This window comes from Microcoleus sp. AT9b-C3 (genome assembly GCF_036705485.1).
Lineage (GTDB): Bacteria > Cyanobacteriota > Cyanobacteriia > Cyanobacteriales > Microcoleaceae > Microcoleus.
This window is the reverse complement of the sequence record NZ_JAUBUR010000012.1, coordinates 174,032-188,798: the sequence shown is the minus strand read 5'-3', so window position 1 is coordinate 188,798 and position 14,767 is coordinate 174,032. Positions and strand designations below refer to the sequence as shown.

The following is a 14,767-nucleotide window of genomic DNA, read 5'->3' as shown; positions in this document are numbered from 1 at the left end:
CTAACGAACATACATTTGATTTCCCCAAAATACGTCAATATAGTTACACACAGAAAATCATTTAGGATTGCTATATACCCCTCTTTTGTCAGTTTCGGCAGAAAATAATCTGGGATGGTTATATCATAAGGCTTTTACCAAAAACCTTGATTTGGGCCATTCTGTTAGAAAATAAATGCTCAAATCCTTGAGCTATCTACAGTTGAAAATTTGGTTCTCATTTTTAATTTCCCAGAGTGACAAAAAAGGGATACAGCGTATTCCAGGTTTATGAAATACACCTAGAATACGCTGTATATCAAATCCGTTGGCATCGGAACGATTCATCTGTCTCTTCCGTTTCTCTGTATTCTCTGCGCCCTCTGCGGTTTAATTCGGTTCTATAAACAAGAGCGAAAACCGCATAGGAAAAAAGCCGCTGTCGAGCGACAAATTTGGGCGTCAACTGCTGAAGTTGACACGACGAAAGGCACTGCCCCGTACCCTAATTTGGGGTAACTAACGGCGATTCACTTGTAACCAAATTTCCAGCGTCACCAGCAGCCACAGCTTCAGCCCATAGCGGGGAAAAACTTCCCCACGATAGTTTAGCCACTCGCGGATTAGTGTTCGATCGAGGTAAGGCGCGATCGCCGCATGACGATTCAGCAGCAACGATCGCGCTTGCCGCTGCCAATCCCTCAAAAACCACTGCTGCATCGACATCACCATCCCGCTTTTCGGACGGTTGACAATGGCATCGGGCAGCAAATCCGCCACAGCAGCCTTGAGAACCGCTTTTTCCTGCGCGCCGGAAAGCTTATATTCTGGGGGAATTTGCAAACTCAATGCCACCATCCGCGCATCGAATAGGGGCGATCGAGCTTCCAATCCCGCCGCAGCCGTGAGATTATTCACCTTGGTCAAAATGTAATCGGCTCCTTTAAACTCAATGTTGAGCCGCATCAGCCGATTCAAAAAAGTCGTTTCTGTCTGTTGCAATTCCTCAGCAAAGACGGAAGGCGCATTCTTCACCTTTTCCCAAACCTCCGGCTTCAGCAAACGTGGCAAATCCACATAGCATTTTTGAAACGAAGTCAAGTAAGCTGCGATCGGATCTGGTTTACCCTGAATCGAACCATACAAACTGTTGAGTAACATCGGCTTATTTTTCGGCCCGCCAAAGCACGGATCGCCGCCTTCGCCATTGAGTACCACGTCTGCGAATTGCTTTGCCGATCGCCCCAACAGCAAATTGGGCACTGTCAAGCCTTCCCCCACCGGATCATCCATTGCCGCCAGCGTTTCCGGTAGCAACTCCCAAATTTGCTTTGGCGAAACTTCTAAAATATGGTGCTCAGTGCCACAATGTGCTGCGACGATGTTGGCAAATTCAATCTCGCTGGGATATTGAGCGCCAAAGTGCATCGAAAAAGTGTGCACCGGACGATCGTGCAGTCGCGCTGCGATCGCCGTGACGCAACTTGAATCAATACCACCCGAAAGATATGCTGCGACTGGTTCTCCCGCTGGTAGCGCTTCCTGCACCAGTTGTTCCAAAAGCGATCGCACTTGTTGACTGTGCCATTCCAAAGGGCGATCGGCGTTAGTAATTTGCTCGTGTGGCTGCCAGTATCTCGCCACCTCAATATCCGGTAAATACAGGTAGCTACCGGGCCGCAACTCTCGCACGGCTTCCCACAGCGTTTGTGCTCCGGGTACAAACGCACAGCACAAGTAGTCGCGCAAAGCAACTAAATCGAGTTCTCGATCGTGATACGGATTGAGCGATCGCAGTCGAGGCGCGATCCAGCGAGTCGTTCCTGCACGGGTGTAATAGAGCGTTTTTGCTCCCACGCGATCGCGCCCCAGACACAAGGTTTTCTCCTCTCTATCCCACACTGCTAAGGCAAATTGTCCTGACAGTAAGCTCAAAGTTTGAGGGCCTGACTGTTCCCATAGCCGTCCGACGATCGCCAAATCGGACAATCCATCCGTATCAATCTGTTGTTTGAGCATTGGAGTGCGATCGAAGCAGCAATCACCTACCAGCACAAATCGCTGATTGGGGCTGAAGGTGGGTTCAGCGCCGATTATGGCAAAATCGGAAGTTTCCCAAGTTGCAGAGTGCGATCGGGCTTGTGGGCCCCAAGCAATCACCCAATTAGGGTAGATAGAATTCTGAGTCTGCATTTTAAATAAAACATCTCCCATAATTATTATTGTGGAACAGGCATCTTGCCTGTTCAAAACAGGCTTTTCTAGAGATGACCGGAAAACGAGCCCGCCGGGCCCCTGGGTTTAGACACGGGGAAAAGTCGGCAGCGGTTTCAACCGCCTTCATTTTTGAGTTAGCCGGAATCTTAACATATGTACATTTTTCAATGGTTGTTTTACTCCTAAAATAGTTACATGAAACAACGATATCAATACCGCATATATCCAACTTCTGGGCAAGTTCGTAGCCTTGCTAAATTGTTTGGTTGCTGTCGGGTTGTAGGAACGATTCACTAGCATTCTGTAACTCATCAGACAAGCTCCCCAGTAATGGGGATTTGCAAAAGACCTTCATTACTCAAGCCAAAAAACTAGAACAGCGAGAATGGCTAGTGGAAGTCTCAAACATTCCACTACAACAATCGATTTCTGATTTAGGAGTAGCTTGGAAAAACTACTTTGATTCACTTAAAGGCAAAAGAAAAGGTCTGAAAGTACACCGCCCCAAATTCAAGAAGCGTAACGGCAAACAGTCTGCACGGTTCAGGATAGGGGGTTTTTCTATCAAACACGGGAAAGTCTACCTTGCTAGGATTGGGCGAATCAAGGTTGTCTGGTCAAGGGATCTACCGTCTGCGCCAAGCTCAGTCACAATAATCAAAGACGCTGCGAATCGATACTTTGCTAGCTTTGTGGTTGAAGTTAATCCGGCAGTCTTGCCCGACAACGGACAATCTGTTGGCGTAGATTTAGGCATTACCGACTTCGCTACTTTGAGTACAGGTGAAAAAGTAAAAGCTCCTAAGCCACTCAAGAAGCATCTGAGGAAGCTTCGCAAGGCACAGCGCAAGCTATCTAGAAAAAAGAAAGGAAGTAAGCGAAGAGAATTGGCGCGTCGGAAAGTGGCACGAATTCATGCCAAAATCTCCGATACCCGGAAAGATTTTCTACACAAGTTGAGTACCAGAATTATTCGTGAAAACCAAACGATAGTTTTGGAAGACCTTAACGTCTCCGGTCTGATGAAAAACCGCAAATTATCTCGTGCTATTTCTGATTTGGGTTGGCGAAGTTTTCGGACAATGCTGGAAGCTAAATCGTCCATGTACGGAAGAGATTTCAGGGTAATCAGTCGCTGGGAGCCAACCAGCCAAAAATGTTCTTGTTGCGGACAAATTGGCGGTAAAAAAGAACTCTCGGTTCGCGAATGGACTTGCTTGTTTTGCGGAGCTGTTCACGACCGAGATAAAAACGCCGCAATTAATATAAAAGTCGCGGGTGGATTGCCTGAGACTAAAAACGGACGTGGAGGACGGAGTAAGACCGCATCTAATGTGGCATCTTCCAGCGAAGCGTCAACCCACCAATTCCCTAAACAACTTTCTTTGTTTGGGTAGATTGGAATCCCCCTGATTCATCAGTGGGGAGGATGTCAATATTACATTAAAAAACGTTTGAAAGTAACTTATAAATTAAGCGAAAAATAGCTGTGCCAGCGATCGCACCTAAAGCACCCAACCATCCCACAAAAAACACGCCCGCGATCGGAGAATTCGGATAAATCGCAAGTGCCGCCGTCTGTAAAGCCGGGAAAAACCACAGCAAAGCCACAGTAGCGGCACCAATAATCAACATCTCGGTTTGTTCGATCGCCCTGCGGTACTGCCCGTAAATCAAACCCGCCACAATCATCCCCAACAATCCGATACTCAAGCCTGGAGAGGGCAACAAACTCGTCAGGGCGATCGCCAGCACCCCCGCCTCAAAACCCGTAAACGCCGCCCCCGACAAAACCTCCCAAATCGAAAAAATCCTTCTCTGCGAAGGTTGCAGCCCTCCCGGAGGCGTCGCCGGAACCCGTACAGGAGGAGGCAGAGTCGGTTGAAGAGGTATCGGAGGCTGCGCCACCACGACTGTAGGTGGTTGAGAATGTTGTTGAGGCCCAGACATCAGAGCCGCTTCCACCTCCCTCGCAGATTGAAAACGCTGGCTGGGAGCTGATAATAACATTCGATCGAGAACGTGAGCCAAACGCGAACTTACCTGCACCCGCGACTGCCAATTCCACTCATTTCTGTAACTATCAAACAACTCCGTCGGCTGCAAACCACTCAGCAAAGTAATACAAGTCACAGCCAAAGCATACAAATCCGTTGCCGGATAAACTTCTTGCCCGCTCATCTGTTCTGGCGGAGCGTAACCCAAAGAATAAATACCAGTCGAAGCTTTTGCACTCCCAACACTTTGTGTTACTTGTTTAACAGCCCCAAAATCTAATAAATAAAGCCGACCGTTTTTACCCCGCATAATATTAGCAGGTTTAATATCTCGGTGAATCGAACCGCGAGAGTGAACAAAATCGAGAACCTTCAAAATTTCCCGCAGCACCTCCACCGTTTCCGCCTCCGAGAACCTGCCTTTAACAGCCTGTTCATCCTCCAAATTTTTACCGTCAATAAATTCTTGAACCAGATAGAAAAACTGATCGTTTTTTCCCGGCTGCAAACTCGTAACAGTCAGCTCAAAAAAAGCTAGCAAACTCGGAATTTGGGAATGTTCGTTTCCCAGTTCTTCGAGCACCGCCGCTTCCCGTTCAAACAGAGTTTGAGCGATTTTTAGCTGGGGCGGAGTCAGACTTACCGACGGCTGCAAAAGTTTAGCAACGCACTGCCGCATCGCCGGAGTATAGCGGTCTCTGGCTAAAAACGCCGCCCCAAAACCGCCTTGACCCAACAACCTGACGGGCAAATAGCGGCCGCTCAAAATCAGGGGCATCCCGCAAGCCGTGCAAAACTTTTGCTGCACCGTTTTCAGCAGCGAACTGTCATTGAGGTCGGGAAAATAGTTTTGAGGGCGCGGGCAGCCTGGGCGGGTGCAGTAAACTTCCATTTTTGTTTGCTAAGAAGAGGGAAGAAGGAAGAGGGAAGAAGGAAAAGGGAAGAAGGAAGAAAAAGTGATGGTTAAACCAGATTTCGATTTCTCAACTAACCGCGAACTGCTAACTGCCAGCGACCTAAGAGATTAACTTCCCGCCGAGTTGGGAGTTGCTATTTCTATGAATCCCAAATCGAGGGCTGGGGGTTCTTTCTTCTCCAGGATGGTCGAATAAGTAGCAAACTGGGGCAAAATTTCATTGCTGAAAGCCTCTGCCGCTTTAGAACGGTAGCGGTTGGGGTTGTAAATCAGCGACAAAATCCGAGTTACCAAAACTTCGTCCATTTGAGATTTGTGCAAGACGCCCATAAGCAACTCTTTTTCGATCGCCGAAACCGAGACAAAAGCAGCTCCCAGCCCCGACTGAACGGCATTTTTAATTGCTTCGATCGAATTTAGTTCCATCTCTATTTTCAAGCGGCGCGTGTCAATGCCGCAGCGAGTCAGTACCTGATCGATTACTTTGCGGATCGTAGACTGCGAATCGAGGGATATAAACTGCAATTTGTAAAGGTCTTCTTTTTGGATAGTTTCTTGTTGTACCATCGGGTGAGATGGAGGGAGAATCAGAGCCAGTTCGTCCTCAGCGTAAGGAACAATTTCTAAAGCTTCTACAAGTTCCGTAGGAATTTCTCCGCCAACAATTGCCAAATCGATTTGCCCGTTTGCCACACTCCACGCCGTGCGGCGGGTCGAGTGAACGTGAAGCTGTACTGCTACATCCGGGTACTTTTGACGAAACATCCCGATCATCCGGGGTAGCAAATACGTCCCCGTTGTTTGAGAAGCGCCGACGATCAAAGTACCGCCTTGGAGATTTTGCAAGTCTTCCAGAGCTCGACAAGTTTCTTGGCAAAGCGATAAAATTTTCTCGCCGTAACTCAGCAGCAGGTGTCCGGCTTCGGTCAGTTGAGCCCGCCGCCCCCCCCGGTCAAACAGCGGCACGTCCAATTGTCTCTCTAAGTTTTGCACTTGCAAGCTAACTGCAGGCTGGGATACATAGAGGCTGTCCGCGGCGCGTTTGAAGCTTCCTTCAGAGGCGATCGCCTTGAGAATGCGTAACTGGTCTAAAGTGAAAGGAAGGTCAGACATATATCTAAATTGTCAGTTGTCAGTTGTCAGTTGTCAGTTGACGGTTGACGGTTGACTGTAGGCAGCCAACAGCAAACAGCGAACAGTCAACAGCGAACAGTCAACAGCGAACAGCGAACAGTCAACAGTCAACAGCGAACAGTGAACAGTTAACTGACTGATAACCGCTGAATGCTCCCATAGATACTTTGTGACACAAATTGGCCGAGAATCAATAACTTTTCTTAATATTTGCAATGACGATCGACTTGGCGCTCGACTCCCACTTAGTTATTCTGGGCCTGTTACTGGTTTTTGCGATCGCCCACAGCGGTTTAGCAGCCCTCCGGCCCAAAGGTGAAAAGCTGATCGGGCCGAGACTTTACCGCGTTTTGTTTGCCCTTGTCAGTTTGCCGCTAGCCGTCATTCTGATTGTCTACTTTTTCAACCATCGCTACGACGGCGTACAGCTTTGGCAAGTACAGGGAGTCCCCGGAGTTAAACCGGCAGTTTGGATACTTTCGGCAATTTCCTTTCTGTTTCTGTACCCAGCAACTTTCAACCTCCTAGAAATTGCCGCCGTCCAAAAGCCCCAAGTTCACCTCTACGAAACTGGCATCATTCGTATCACCCGTCACCCGCAAATGGTGGGACAACTGATTTGGTGCGTCGCCCACACCCTGTGGATTGGCACTAGCTTTACCCTCGTCACTTCCATCGGTTTGGTACTTCACCACCTGTTCGGAGTGTGGCACGGCGACAGGCGACTTCAGGCTCGTTTTGGGGATTCCTTTGAAACCATCAAATCTCGAACCTCAATCATGCCTTTTTTGGCAATCCTACAAAAGCGTCAAACCCTTGATTTGCTTGAATTTCTGCGCCCTTCCTATCTAGGTGTAGTCATTTTTACGGGCCTGCTGTGGGAAATTCATCCTTTTTTGATGCGTGTCACTAGGAACATATACTGGTAGCATGATCCCTAGGATAGAAAAAAAATTATTAAATTTTGAGGGCTCATGGTGTTGTCGGTTAGCGAACGCACTTTTGCACAAGAGGTGTTTCAAGCCTCTACCCCCGTTTTAGTTCACTTTTCGGCTCCTTGGTGCGGTTTGTGCCGCGCGATCGACCCCACGCTTAAGACTTTTGAGGCACAGTGGGCAGAAAAAGTCAAGCTGGTTGGGGTGAATGCCGATCAATGTTTCAAGTTGGCCCACACTTATCGGCTGACAAGTTTGCCCACGCTGATTTTGTTTGAGGGCGATAAAGTTCGATTTAGATTGGAAGACTACAAAGGACGCGAGGAACTGCGGCGGACTCTGGATTCCTGGATGCTGGCGGCTCACGTAGCTTCCCCATCTCAACGGCTGCAACTTCAGGAAGTAGCCAACAGGTAACATTTTTAAGTCCCATAGCTGTTAGACCCCCGACTTCTTAAAAAATTCGGGGATATAACACCTATTGTGCCGGTAAGTACAAGATTTAACGAATTTAACACGTGTTAATACCACCATGTCTAATGTAGTTAATGTTGACTTGCTCCCTGCCTCGGAAGCGGGAAATCTCACAGCATTAGCACTGTCTAATACAGAAATTGACGAAAAGCTGCGCTCGGTGCCGGTGTTTGTGATTACAGATGCTCAGGGTGCTCCCCTCATCTCTACTGTTCCCAAACAAGGTGAGGGTCAAAGCGGCAATGATTCAGTGGCACGAATTTTTATCAGCCAGCAGGATGCTCAAGCTTTTATCGATCAACTGAAAACTACAAACCCTCAGTTGGCGGCCTCCGTGCGCGTGACGCCGGTGTCGCTAGGGGAAATTTATCAGATCACTCAAGCAAATAAAGGCAAGCCGGAGGAGATCCAATTTTCTTACGTTCCGGCTCCGCAGCAGGTGCAGTTGGCTAAAACTGTACTTCAGGAGACTGGTCAACAGGTTAACGAGTTCAACGGTGTACCTCTGTTTTTGGCCAGAGGTGGCCCGGAAAATGGTTATTTGACGATTCAGCGCAACCAGCAAGAGGTGATTCCCTTGTTTTTTAACAAGGAAGAACTGCAGGAACTGGTGGAGCGCTTCCAGCAGCAGCAGCCGAATCTCACTGCCACAATTAAGATTGAGGTGGTGAACTTGGAGAGCGTTTTGGAAGCTTTGCGTACTGAGGACGACGCGTTCTTGAACCAATTGATTTTGATTCCCTCGCAGGAGTCGCGGGAATTTGTGCGGCAGCTTCCTGGAAGTATCACAGACTTTGAGCAGTTGAGCGTTTTTAATAAGTTATTGACTGCATCCGCTAGCGGAGGTTTTTTTGACTTAACTCTTGGTAATGATTTATTTCAAATACCTCCAAACAGTGCGACTCAATTTCCTGGTGGCGTGCGATCCTTAGACGGTAACGATACCGTGAGTGGTTCATCAGATGATGATGTAATTAATGGGAATGGTGGTAGCGACTTGCTGCGCGGCGGCGCTGGTAGCGACTTGCTGCGGGGTGGCAAAGGCAGCGATTTAATTTTCGGAGATGATGGCAGCGATCTGCTCAGCGGCGGTCAAGATAATGATAGTCTAGACGGCGGAAGTGGCAGTGATTTTTTGCGGGGAGGTAGAGAAAATGATACTCTCAACGGTGGCGAAGGCAATGATTTTTTGCTAGGCGATGCAGGTTTTGACATTCTTACGGGCGGCGCCGAAATAGATACTTTTATTATCAAAACGGATGTTGATGCAGGGGTGCGGGATGCAAACTTGGCAGATAGAATTACCGATTTAAATCAAGGGGATAGAATTGCGATCGCAGGCAGTATCACTCTTAATGAGCTCAATTTCAATGCGGAGGGTGCAAACACGCTAATCTTGTTAGCAAATGGCGACATTTTAGCGAATGTTTTAAATGCAACACCGGCAACTGTTCGCAGTTCCACATTCATCGCATCGACTACAGATTCGATTCTAAACTTGGGGTAATCGCGATCGACCGCTCCGGCGCATTTATTCATCCCGACTCCTGTCGTGGTGGGATTTCTGGGACATTAATTTGTAAAAACCCTAATCGATAACGCGCCCAACTCGGCATACTTCAAAAAAAATCAAGCATTTATGCCCAGTGGCGCAGGCGTGTGTCACAATTGTTTACAGTTTTGGCAATATCTAGTAGAAACTTTAAACTACCTATCAGTCATGGAACTGCTTTATCAATACGCTTGGCTGATTCCAGTCCTGCCGCTGGCAGGCGCAATGCTAGTAGGTCTAGGCTTAATCACCTTTAACCAGGCAACCAACAAACTCCGACAAGCGAATGCGATATTAATCGTCTCCGCGCTCGGAGGGTCAATGGTACTCTCCTTCGCATTGCTGTGGAGTCAACTACAGGGCCACGCACCCTACACCCGCAGTATTCAGTGGGCTTCTGCTGGCGACTTCTCGCTGAATATGGGCTATATTATCGACCCCCTAACGTCGGTGATGCTGGCGATCGTCACCACGGTCGCCTTTTTGGTGATGATTTACACCGACGGTTACATGGCTCACGATGACGGGTACGTGCGCTTTTACGCCTACCTGAGCATCTTCAGCGCGTCGATGTTGGGTCTGGTCGTCAGCCCGAACATCGTTCAGATTTACATTTTTTGGGAACTCGTAGGTATGTGTTCGTACCTGCTAGTCGGATTTTGGTACGATCGCAAACCCGCGGCTGACGCTTGCCAAAAAGCTTTTGTCACCAACCGCGTCGGCGACTTCGGCCTGCTGCTGGGCATCCTCGGCATTTACTGGGCCACCGGCAGCTTTGAATTTAGCGTCATGGGGGAACGCCTGCACTCCTTAGTCGAATCCGGTGCTCTTTCGGCGACTCTGGCGACAATCTTCGGCGTCCTCATATTTTTGGGGCCAGCAGCCAAATCCGCTCAATTCCCCCTCCACGTCTGGTTGCCAGACGCAATGGAAGGCCCCACACCGATTTCGGCATTAATCCACGCCGCGACAATGGTAGCCGCTGGCGTATTCCTGATCGCTCGGATGTACCCGGTGTTTGAAGGGCTGCCGGCAGTCATGAATTTGATCGCCTGCACCGGCTGTTTTACGGCATTTATGGGCGCTTCGATCGCGATTACCCAAAATGACATCAAAAAAGGCCTCGCCTACTCCACCATCTCCCAACTCGGCTACATGGTGATGGCCATGGGAATCGGCGCTTACAGTGCCGGACTTTTCCACTTGATGACTCACGCTTATTTCAAAGCAATGCTGTTCCTGTGTTCAGGTTCAGTCATTCACGGTATGGAAGCAGTTGTAGGCCACAACCCCGCTCTCGCTCAAGATATGCGAGTCATGGGCGGCTTGCGGAAATATATGCCGATTACCGCTAGTTGCTTTTTAATCGGAAATTTGGCAATCTGCGGAATTCCGCCGTTTGCTGGTTTTTGGTCAAAAGACGAAATCCTCGCCAGCGCCTTCGCAGCAAATCCCGCTTTGTGGGCTGTTAGCTGGTTGACGGCCGGGATGACCGCGTTTTATATGTTTCGGATGTATTTCAGCACCTTCGAGGGCGAATTCCGGGGCAATGACAGCGCCATCAAGCGGCAACTCCTGCAACCCGGTGTTGTTTTCGGCCCTGGAGCGATGAACGTTAAGGAATTGGCCTCAACTGGCGACAGTCACGATGAGCACGACCATTTCCCTCACGAATCTCCTCTGACAATGGCTCTGCCGTTAGTGTTGCTGGCAGTACCTTCTGTGTTTATCGGTTTTCTGGGTACGCCGTTTGCCAATTATTTCGAGCAGTTTGTTCGCGCTCCGGGCGAATCTCTCGAAGAAGTTTTGGAACACGCTGCTGAGTTCAATTTGACGGAATTTTTGATTATGGGCGGAAGCTCTGTAGGTATTGCTTTGCTGGGCATTACTTTGGCTTCTCTGATGTATTTGAGCCGTAAAATTGATGCTGGGGCGATCGCGCAAAAAATCAAACCGCTTTACGAGTTCTCCCTCAACAAGTGGTATCTGGACGATATCAACGATTTTCTCTTTGTCAAAGGCAGCCGCCGTTTAGCGCGGCAAGTCATGGAAGTGGATTTGCGAGTCGTCGATGGTGTCGTCAACTTAACAGGGTTTCTCACCCTGGTTAGTGGCGAAGGTTTGAAATACTTTGAGAGCGGTCGCGCTCAATTTTATGCCCTGATTGTGTTTGTCGCAGTTCTGGGTTTTGCGATCGTTTCGGGAGTCAGTTAAATCTTTAGGGACACGGCCTTGTACATTGGTGTCAACCAACAGGTAAAACCGATAGTCCGACAGTCCGACAGGGAATGAATTCCCTGTCTCAAAGCTAAAGTCCTCGCTATGAGGACTGAAGAACTCCTTAAACCTCTTATTGTGGAACAGGCATCTTGCCTGTTCCATACTAGCTTTTTTGGAGATATCTATTAGTCCTCATAGCGAGGACTTTCGCTATTAGCCAGGGGTTTCAACCCCTGGCGGACTCGCCCACTTGCAGATGATCGGCTTAAGTTGACACCAATGGGCAATGCCATTTCCCACCAGAAGATATTTTAAGAACGGGTATTAGCTCAAGAACTCACAATTGACAATTAGTAAATAGAAATAAATCTTTGATTAAACTTAACTGTTGCGATCGCATAATTTGTCCAAATAATAGCAAAAAAAAATGTTCCGTCTAAAGAAAGTATAAAATTTAGGCTAAAATTGGCAAAATGTGTTTAAACCTAATAACGGATGGATCATTTTAAAACGCAATGGATACAGCTAACTTTCCCTGGTTAACAACAACAATTCTGTTTCCCATTGCTGCGTCCTTGCTGATTCCTTTAATTCCCGATAAGGATGGCAAGACGGTGCGGTGGTATGCCCTAATTGTGGGTTTGATCGATTTTGCCCTACTTGTTTACGCTTTTTACACTCAGTACGACTTCAGCAATCCAGATTTGCAACTGGTAGAAAGTTACTCTTGGGTGCCACAACTCGATTTAAATTGGTCTGTGGGTGCTGACGGTTTGTCGATGCCGCTGATTTTGCTGACTGGTTTTATTACTACTTTAGCTACTTTAGCAGCTTGGCCAGTCACTTTTAAACCGAAGCTATTTTACTTTTTGATGCTGGCGATGTACGGTGGCCAAATAGCAGTTTTTGCCGTGCAGGATATGCTGCTGTTTTTCCTGGTTTGGGAACTGGAATTAGTTCCCGTTTACCTAATTTTGTCGATTTGGGGCGGCAAAAAGCGCCTTTACGCAGCAACTAAGTTTATCCTGTACACTGCTGGGGGTTCGCTGTTTATTTTGGTTGGCGCGCTGACGATGGCGTTTTACGGCGATACGGTGACTTTCGATATGCGGGCGATCGCAGCTAAAGATTACGCCCCCAATATAGAATTGCTCCTGTACACAGGTTTCTTGATAGCTTACGGCGTCAAACTGCCAATTTTCCCGCTGCACACTTGGCTCCCTGACGCTCACGGGGAAGCAACCGCACCCGCCCACATGTTGCTAGCAGGAATTCTGCTAAAAATGGGCGGTTACGCTTTGCTGCGGATGAATGCGGGAATGCTCCCCGATGCTCACGCTACCTTCGCACCCATTTTGGTAATTTTGGGTGTGGTTAACATTGTTTACGCGGCATTAACTTCTTTTGCTCAGCGCAATTTGAAGCGGAAAATTGCTTATTCTTCGATTTCGCACATGGGGTTTGTGCTGATTGGGATAGCTTCGTTTACCGATTTGGGAACTAGCGGTGCAATGCTGCAAATGGTTTCTCACGGTTTAATCGGGGCGAGTTTGTTCTTCATGGTGGGTTGCACTTACGATCGCACTCACACGCTCATGCTGGACGAAATGGGCGGTGTAGGACAGAAAATGCGTAAGGTTTTCGCGATGTGGACTGCTTGTTCTATGGCTTCTTTGGCTTTGCCGGGAATGAGCGGTTTTGTAGCAGAATTAATGGTGTTTGTGGGTTTTGCAACGAGCGATGCTTACAATCCTGTGTTTAAGGTTTGCGTGGTATTTCTAGCTGCTGTCGGGGTTATTTTGACTCCGATTTATCTGCTGTCGATGCTGCGCGAAATTTTCTACGGCCCTGAGAATAAGGAATTGGCGGATCACGAAGAATTGGTGGATGCGGAACCGCGAGAAGTGTTTATCATTGCTTCGCTGTTGGTGCCGATTATCGGTATCGGTTTGTATCCGAAAATTCTGACTCAGGTTTATGATGCGACTACTGTTCAGTTGACTGCAAAGTTGCGCGATTCTGTGCCGTCGCTTGTGGCTAAGGCTGCTGCGGATAAAACTCTGTCTCTGCGTGCTCCGGCGATCGAGCCGAGTAAGTTGTGATTTAAACTGGATTTAGGAAGAAAACCCCCAAACTCGTTTAAGAAGAATCGGGTTTGGGGGTTTTCTATTTTTGTTGCTCCACAAATGAGGGAAACTTTTGCTCTCAAGCAATCTGGAGTTTGGTTTTAGAAACAAAGTGGGTATGCGGTCAATGAGGGCGATCGGAGTGTTAGACCGCAACTTCGGTATAATTGATAGTTATGTACTTTGCTATATATGCAATAAGTCAATGATCCTAAATCCAAAATCACTTGAGAAGCTTAGGAACCTAATCAATGAAGAAACTGAGTATCGCTCAGGGCCGCAACTCGTTGAATTTTTTAATGCGTTAGGGTTCAGTGATTCTTACGGTCAAGGTTTTCCGTCTCGCTGGAGATTCACTGAGGATCGTCTCAGCCAGCTTAATGGCAAGCCCGAACTTGATGAATGTATAAAAAGTGTTCTTTCACCAGTAAATTTTATCAATCGGATTCCCGAACTAGACAAGCATATTGCAGAATTCAACCAATATATCGCCTTTGACCAATGGAAGGTAGTTCGTGATGGCGCTAATATAGGTTTTGCTAAGCTTGAGAAAATCGAAATTGATGAAACGGCAACTCCTACAGAACATGAATTCTTGAATAGAGAGTTCTCTAATATTTCGATTGCGCAAATCGGTCTTGAAAGTGATTTGTCAGATATTCTTCAGCAAAGGATCAAGGAAATTGAACAGTGCTTTTCGGCAGGTGCATATTTATCAGTGATCTTATTGGCTGGCAGCACACTTGAAGGAATTCTCTTGGGCTTGGCAAAAAAGCATCCACAGCAATTTAATACCTCCAAAACTGCACCAAAGGACACTTCTGGAAAAGTAAAGAAGTTCCATGAGTGGTCGCTGAGTTCTTTTATTGATGTTGCAAGAGATATAAATCTAATTCAACATGATACCCAGAAGTTTAGCCATTCTCTGAGGGACTTCAGAAACTATATTCATCCTTTCGAGCAGATGAGCTCGGGCTTTAACCCTCGACAGCACACTGCAAAAATCTGTCTCCAAGTGTTGAAGGCTGCAATCCATGAAATTAAGGAAAGCGTCAGTAAGATGAGTACATAACAACCATGTTGCAGCGGACTGTTTGGAGATATTTGTTATGACGCAGTAGTTACTCACCGCCGCTGAACACGAACGTTATGCCACAGCCTAAGCTCTACGAGTAAACCCGCCTACGCAATGGCTGAGTATCACGTTGAGAAACCGG

Annotated in this window: 11 protein-coding genes; 8 read left to right on the top strand and 3 right to left on the bottom strand. The window is 47.7% G+C overall.

All coding sequences use genetic code 11. The features are described 5' to 3' along the window. Positions 1-498: 498 nt before the first annotated feature. Positions 499-2,172 (bottom strand): asparagine synthase-related protein, encoded by a 1,674-nt coding sequence (locus QUB77_RS13975; protein WP_333173752.1) that lies wholly within the window; start codon positions 2,170-2,172, stop codon positions 499-501. A 219-nt stretch (positions 2,173-2,391) separates the two neighbouring features. Between QUB77_RS13975 and QUB77_RS13970 the strand changes: the two genes are divergently transcribed. Continuing rightward, the gene (locus QUB77_RS13970; RefSeq protein WP_333173750.1) at positions 2,392-2,493 is read left to right on the top strand and encodes a helix-turn-helix domain-containing protein; all 102 of its coding nucleotides are present in this window, start codon (positions 2,392-2,394) and stop codon (positions 2,491-2,493) included. Next, positions 2,463-3,593, top strand: coding sequence for an RNA-guided endonuclease TnpB family protein (locus tag QUB77_RS13965; protein WP_333173747.1), 1,131 nt, complete (start codon positions 2,463-2,465; stop codon positions 3,591-3,593). Before QUB77_RS13970 ends, QUB77_RS13965 begins: the two co-directional genes overlap by 31 nt. A gap of 46 nt (positions 3,594-3,639) precedes the next feature. Here the strand turns inward: QUB77_RS13965 and QUB77_RS13960 are convergent, their stop codons facing one another. Together QUB77_RS13960 and QUB77_RS13955 are read right to left on the bottom strand one after the other, a co-directional pair. Then, positions 3,640-5,085, bottom strand: coding sequence for a protein kinase domain-containing protein (locus tag QUB77_RS13960; RefSeq protein WP_333173745.1), 1,446 nt, complete (start codon positions 5,083-5,085; stop codon positions 3,640-3,642). A 132-nt stretch (positions 5,086-5,217) separates the two neighbouring features. Then, positions 5,218-6,222 carry a LysR family transcriptional regulator gene (locus tag QUB77_RS13955; protein ID WP_015174889.1) on the bottom strand — a complete coding sequence of 335 codons (1,005 nt, stop codon included), beginning with the start codon at positions 6,220-6,222 and terminating at the stop codon, positions 5,218-5,220. A gap of 236 nt (positions 6,223-6,458) precedes the next feature. Here QUB77_RS13955 and QUB77_RS13950 point away from each other — a divergent pair, with 236 nt between their 5' ends. The 6 genes from QUB77_RS13950 to QUB77_RS13925 all read left to right on the top strand — a co-directional run bounded on the left by QUB77_RS13950 (position 6,459) and on the right by QUB77_RS13925 (position 14,622). Then, a complete protein-coding gene (locus tag QUB77_RS13950; protein WP_333173743.1) occupies positions 6,459-7,172 on the top strand; it encodes an NnrU family protein in 714 nt (237 codons plus the stop codon). Between the two features lie 45 nt (positions 7,173-7,217). Continuing rightward, on the top strand, positions 7,218-7,595 hold the full coding sequence (locus QUB77_RS13945; protein WP_333135247.1) for a thioredoxin family protein: 378 nt from the start codon (positions 7,218-7,220) through the stop codon (positions 7,593-7,595). Positions 7,596-7,710: 115 nt separating this feature from the next. Beyond that, positions 7,711-9,159 (top strand): Tic22 family protein, encoded by a 1,449-nt coding sequence (locus tag QUB77_RS13940; RefSeq protein ID WP_333173740.1) that lies wholly within the window; start codon positions 7,711-7,713, stop codon positions 9,157-9,159. A gap of 213 nt (positions 9,160-9,372) precedes the next feature. After that, positions 9,373-11,418: an NAD(P)H-quinone oxidoreductase subunit 5 gene (locus tag QUB77_RS13935; RefSeq protein ID WP_333173763.1), complete on the top strand. Its 2,046-nt coding sequence runs from the start codon at positions 9,373-9,375 to the stop codon at positions 11,416-11,418. 521 nt (positions 11,419-11,939) lie between these two features. Then, complete coding sequence (ndhD1, locus tag QUB77_RS13930; protein ID WP_445251738.1) at positions 11,940-13,526, top strand: photosynthetic/respiratory NAD(P)H-quinone oxidoreductase subunit D1; 1,587 nt, start codon at positions 11,940-11,942, stop codon at positions 13,524-13,526. Between the two features lie 229 nt (positions 13,527-13,755). Then, a complete protein-coding gene (locus QUB77_RS13925) occupies positions 13,756-14,622 on the top strand; it encodes a hypothetical protein (RefSeq protein ID WP_333323048.1) in 867 nt (288 codons plus the stop codon). Positions 14,623-14,767: the final 145 nt, after the last annotated feature.